Origin of the sequence: Halapricum sp. CBA1109 (assembly GCF_009741825.1) — an archaeon.
GTDB lineage: Archaea > Halobacteriota > Halobacteria > Halobacteriales > Haloarculaceae > Halapricum.
On record NZ_WPCA01000176.1, the window covers coordinates 1 to 4,709 of the forward strand.

A 4,709-nucleotide genomic window follows, 5' to 3' on the forward strand; every position below is an offset into this window, starting at 1 on the left:
CCCGTGGTCCCACGTCCGGCGACGACGCCGGATCGGCCGGCCGAGTCGGCAGTCATTGTCCCCTGTTCGGGATGGGGACGGTTCAACCCTTACGGTCGCCGCCGGGTGTCTCATAGTGTTTATTGTAGCTGTTTACCGGTGCGACGGCCCAAATGCGGGCGGTCGATACCGAAATGACCTACAATAAACACTGATCAGTTGTCTCGCAGGGCGGCTTCCTTCTCGGCGGCTTCCAGCGTCTCTTCCTCGACGTCGGTGGCGACGACGGCGGGCTTGTACGCGCCGCCGGGGAGCAGGTCGTGGTCGCCGACCGAGGAGTCGACGAACCGCTGGAACGCCCGCCGCTCGGGCGGCAGTTCGCCGTAGTACACTTCCTCGTCGACGAGGTCGTAGACCGGGATCCGGGGGGTGAGAAGCGTGTTCTCGCCGACGATAGAGCCCTCGCCGACGACGAAGCCGCTGGTGACCCGACAGCCAGCGCCCAGCGAGACGTCGTCCTCGACGATGACCGGCGCGTCCTCGACGGGTTCGAGGACGCCGCCGATCAGCGTGTTCGCGCCCAGTTTCACGTTCTCGCCGATCTGTGCACACGAGCCGACGGTGTCACAGGAGTCGATCAGCGTCCCGTCGCCGACGTGGGCACCGACGTTGACGAAACTCGGGGACATCATGATCGCGTCGCTGCCTATGTGGGCCCCGCGACGGATGACTGTCCCGTCGGGCGTGTTCCGGGTTCCGCGCTCGCCGAGGTCGGCCGTCTCCCGGAGGGGCAGGACGTCGTGGTAGGTGACGCCGCCGTACTCGCGGGCCTGTGTCTCCCGCAGGCCGAAGTTCAGGAGGATGCCCTCCTTGACCCACGCGTTTGCCTCCCACTCGCCGCCGGACTTCTCGGCGGCCCGCACCTCGCCCGCTTCCAGCGATTCCAGAAACCGCTCCAGCGTGGCGTGGTCGTCTTCGTCGGCGTCGGCGGCGGTCAGGCCGTCCTCGTAGCGTGCGTACAGGTCCTCGACGTCTGCTTTCAGGCTCATACCCGACGGTGTGGTCTCCCGGAGTATTTAGCCGTCGATACCGTTCGGGAACGCGGATACTCGGAGCAACAGTTAGGTCGTTGGAGCTCGTAACAACATCTATGACGGGGGACGATGATGCCGAGCAGGTCATCGACGTCACTCGGGATTTCGGCGATCACTACGCCGAGATCACGGCGTATCGCGTCCCCGAGTCGGATCGCTACCCGGAGGGAGTGAGATACTCGATGCAGTACGGCAACGCCGCCGGAGAGACTATCGTTCGATACGATAACTTCCCCGATCATCCCGGTGCTGCACACCACCACAAACACCGGTCGGACGGATCGGTCGAAGACATCGATTCCGACAGCCGCATTCCCTCTTTCAGCGATTCAAAGCCGAGGTGATCGACTATGGACACGAATGGTAACTCCACCGACGATACTGACCGCACGCTTCACATCCGCTTCCGCGAGGGTGACGACGACGCCCTCACGGACGCCTTGGACGCACTCGACAGGGGCGAGACGCCCGACCCGCAACTGGAAGTCGTCTACGACGACCCGGCGGACGTCCACCAGGTGACGCGGCCGAAATCCTTGGCGCTGCTCCGCGCTATCGTCCAGCACGAGCCCGGGAGTATCCGCGAGACGGCGCGTCTCGTCGACCGTGACGTGAGTCAGGTCCACCGCAACCTGACCGAACTCGAATCGCTCCACCTGATCGAACTGGTCGAGGACGGCACCGCCAAACGGCCGGTCGTGTGGTACGACGCTATCGACATCGACCTGCCGCTCGTCGACACCACCGAGGACTCCGACGAAGCGACCGTCTGAACCTTATCCGTCGATAACGTCCGCGAAGTCGTACCAGCCGGCCTCCCTCTCGGCAAGCCACACCGCGGCGTCGACGGCACCGGCCGCGAACACCGCGCGGTCCTCGGCGCGGTGGGAGAGTTTCACCACCTCGTCGTTGCCGGCGAGCAGAATCTCGTGTTCGCCGCGGATGTCGCCCGCCCGCCGGACGTGAACCCCTATCTCGCCGTCCTCGCGGGGCTGGATGCCCTCGCGGCCGTACTCCTCGGGCGCGTCGGCGCGGTCCTCGTCGGCGTCCTTGATCGTCTCGAGGATGGTGTTTGCGGTCCCGCTGGGCGCGTCGCGCTTTTGATTGTGGTGGGTTTCGGTCACTTCGATGTCGTAGCCCGGGAGCGCGCCGACGGCCTCCTCGACGGTCCGGAGTAGCGCCTGAATCCCGCGGGCGAAGTTCGTCGCCTTCAACACCGGGGTTCGCTCGCTGGCGGCCGCAAGCGCCTCGAACTGCAGGTCGTCGTGGCCGGTGGTGCCGGTCACCAGCGGGACGCCCCGGTCGGCACAGGCCGCGGCGAACTCGACCGCCGCCTCGGGGACGGTGAAGTCGACGACGGCGTCGGGGCCGTGCTCGGACAGCAGCGCCTCGAACTCGGCGGCGTCGTGGACCGGAACGCCGCCGACGGCGTCGGTCTCGGTCGCGTCGACGCCGAACAGCACCGCGACGTCCTCGCGGTCGGCGGCCGTCTCGATCACGGCCTCGCCCATCCGCCCGGCCGCGCCCGTGACGCCGATGGTCGTCGTCATCGCTCGACCTCCTCGTAGGCCGCTTCGAGGTCCTCGTCGGCCAGTCGGTCCAGTTCGGCCTCGAGCGCGTCGACGTGTTCGTCAGAAAGGCGAGTCAGCGGCGACCGCAGGCGCGCGGAGCCGTGTCCGCGGATGCGCATCGCCTCCTTCACCGGGATGGGGTTGGTCTCGACGAACAGCTGTCGCGTGAGCGGGCCGAGTTCGTGGTGGAGCGAGCGGGCGCGCTCGTAGTCGCCGGCCAGCGCCGCACCGACCATCGCGCAGGTCCGCTCGGGCTCGACGTTGGCGACGACGGAGATACAGCCGTCGGCCCCGAGAGAGAGCATCGGGAGGGTGAGGCCGTCGTCGCCCGAGAGGACCGCGAACGTCTCCTCGTCGGTGCGTTCGATAATCTCGCTGACCTGCCCGAGGTCGCCGCTGGCGGCCTTGTAGCCGGCGATGTTCGGGTGACTCGCCAGTTCGACGACGGTGTCCGGGGCGATGTTCTGGCCCGTTCGGGAGGGGACGTTGTAGACGATTTGGGGGAGGTCGACGGCGTCGGCGAGCGTCCGGTAGTGGTCGAGGAAGCCGTCCTGTTCGGGTTTGTTGTAGTACGGCGAGATGAGCAACAGCGCGTCGGCCCCGGCGTCGGCGGCGCGCTCTGAGAGTTCCAGCGCCTCGCGGGTGTTGTTCGACCCGGTGCCGGCGATGACCGGAACGTCCCCGACGGCGTCGACGACGGCCTCGACGACTTCGACGTGTTCGTCGTGGGAGAGCGTCGCCGACTCGCCGGTCGACCCGACCGGGACGAGGCCGTCGACGCCGGCGGCCTCCAGACGCTGTGCGTCGGCCCGCAGTTGCTCGAAGTCGATGCGTTCGTCCTCGTCGAACGGCGTCACCATCGCGGGGTAGACGCCCTCGAAGAGATGTGTCGTCATTGGGGAAGGGTTCGAGCGCGGGGATTAAAACAGACCCGGGACGCGCACGCCGACCGCACGCCCGGCGTGTGCGGTCCGGGTCCGCCTACCGCGGCTGGACCCGCCCGACGGCGCGGCCCGACAGTCACAACGGGTTTGTCCGCCCGGCCGGTAGCGGGCCCGTGGACGAGACGATTTCGTGGCTCCGGGACCGGCCGTACTACGAGGGACAGATACGGGACCGGCGGACGGTCACCGGCCGGACGGCGACGCTCGGGGACGTGGACGTCGCGCCGCGACTCCGGAGCGCACTCGAATCCCGCGGTATCGACTCGCTGTACGGCCATCAGGCCCGCGCGGTCGAGGCCGTCCGGGACGGCGACAGCGTCGTCCTCGCCACGCCGACGGCCAGCGGAAAGTCCCTCGCCTACACCGTGCCGGCCTTCGAGCGAGCGATGGACGGCCGCTGGGGCGGCGGGACGCCCGACGACGCCGCCAGCGACGGCCGCGGGACGACGCTGTACATCGCGCCACAGGTCGCGCTCATCGCCGACCAGACCGAGACGCTGTCGTCGCTCGCGGGCGAGTTGGGCTTCGGGAGCAAAGTCCGGGTTGCGGAGTACACGGGTCGCAAATCAAAATCCGAGAAGCGGGCGATTCGTGAGCGCCAGCCCACAGTCTTGCTGACGACGCCGGATATGCTCCACTACGGCATCCTGCCACACGCTCACCGCCTGTGGGACTGGTTCTTCGAGCGCCTCGAAACGGTCGTCGTCGACGAGGTCCACGAGTACCGGGGCGTCTTCGGGAGTCAGGTGTCGCTGCTCTTTCGGCGACTCAACCGCGTGGTCGAGCGGTTCGCGGACGACGGCGGTGGCGGCCCGGGCGCGGGTCGGTCGCTCTCGCCAGAGAGCCAGCCACAGTATGTCTGCTGTTCGGCGACTATCGGCAATCCCGTCGACCACGCCGCGACGGTGACCGGACAGGACCCCGCGTCGTTCACGCTCGTCGACACCGACGACAGCGCGACCGGGCCGACCCACTGGCTGGTGTGGAACCCGCCCGAGACCGACGGCGGGATGGGGCGCCGGCGTTCCCACCACGTCGAGACCAAGCAGTTGTTCGTCGATTTGGTCCAGCGCGGCCTCCAGACGCTGGTGTTCACGCCCTCCCGACAGACGGCCGAGCGC

At 68.0% G+C, this 4,709-nt stretch carries 6 protein-coding genes; 3 read left to right on the forward strand and 3 right to left on the reverse strand.

Features of this window, described 5'->3' with window-relative positions:
• Positions 1-194: 194 nt before the first annotated feature.
• Positions 195-1,028 carry a 2,3,4,5-tetrahydropyridine-2,6-dicarboxylate N-succinyltransferase gene (locus tag GJ629_RS14360; RefSeq protein WP_157513645.1) on the reverse strand — a complete coding sequence of 278 codons (834 nt, stop codon included), beginning with the start codon at positions 1,026-1,028 and terminating at the stop codon, positions 195-197.
• A 101-nt stretch (positions 1,029-1,129) separates the two neighbouring features.
• Here GJ629_RS14360 and GJ629_RS14365 point away from each other — a divergent pair, with 101 nt between their 5' ends.
• Both GJ629_RS14365 and GJ629_RS14370 read left to right on the forward strand, forming a co-directional pair.
• Entirely contained in the window at positions 1,130-1,417 is a 288-nt protein-coding gene (locus GJ629_RS14365) for a DUF6516 family protein (RefSeq protein ID WP_231754650.1), read from the forward strand.
• A gap of 6 nt (positions 1,418-1,423) precedes the next feature.
• Positions 1,424-1,846 (forward strand): transcriptional regulator, encoded by a 423-nt coding sequence (locus tag GJ629_RS14370; RefSeq protein ID WP_157513646.1) that lies wholly within the window; start codon positions 1,424-1,426, stop codon positions 1,844-1,846.
• Between the two features lie 3 nt (positions 1,847-1,849).
• Here the strand turns inward: GJ629_RS14370 and dapB are convergent, their stop codons facing one another.
• Together dapB and dapA are read right to left on the reverse strand one after the other, a co-directional pair.
• Positions 1,850-2,623, reverse strand: coding sequence for a 4-hydroxy-tetrahydrodipicolinate reductase (dapB, locus tag GJ629_RS14375; RefSeq protein WP_157513647.1), 774 nt, complete (start codon positions 2,621-2,623; stop codon positions 1,850-1,852).
• Positions 2,620-3,540, reverse strand: coding sequence for a 4-hydroxy-tetrahydrodipicolinate synthase (dapA, locus tag GJ629_RS14380; RefSeq protein ID WP_157513648.1), 921 nt, complete (start codon positions 3,538-3,540; stop codon positions 2,620-2,622). The genes dapB and dapA overlap by 4 nt, the downstream gene beginning before the upstream one ends.
• Before the next feature lie 161 nt (positions 3,541-3,701).
• Here dapA and GJ629_RS14385 point away from each other — a divergent pair.
• A partial coding sequence (locus GJ629_RS14385) for a DEAD/DEAH box helicase (RefSeq protein ID WP_370515923.1) occupies positions 3,702-4,709 on the forward strand: 1,008 nt, incomplete at its 3' end.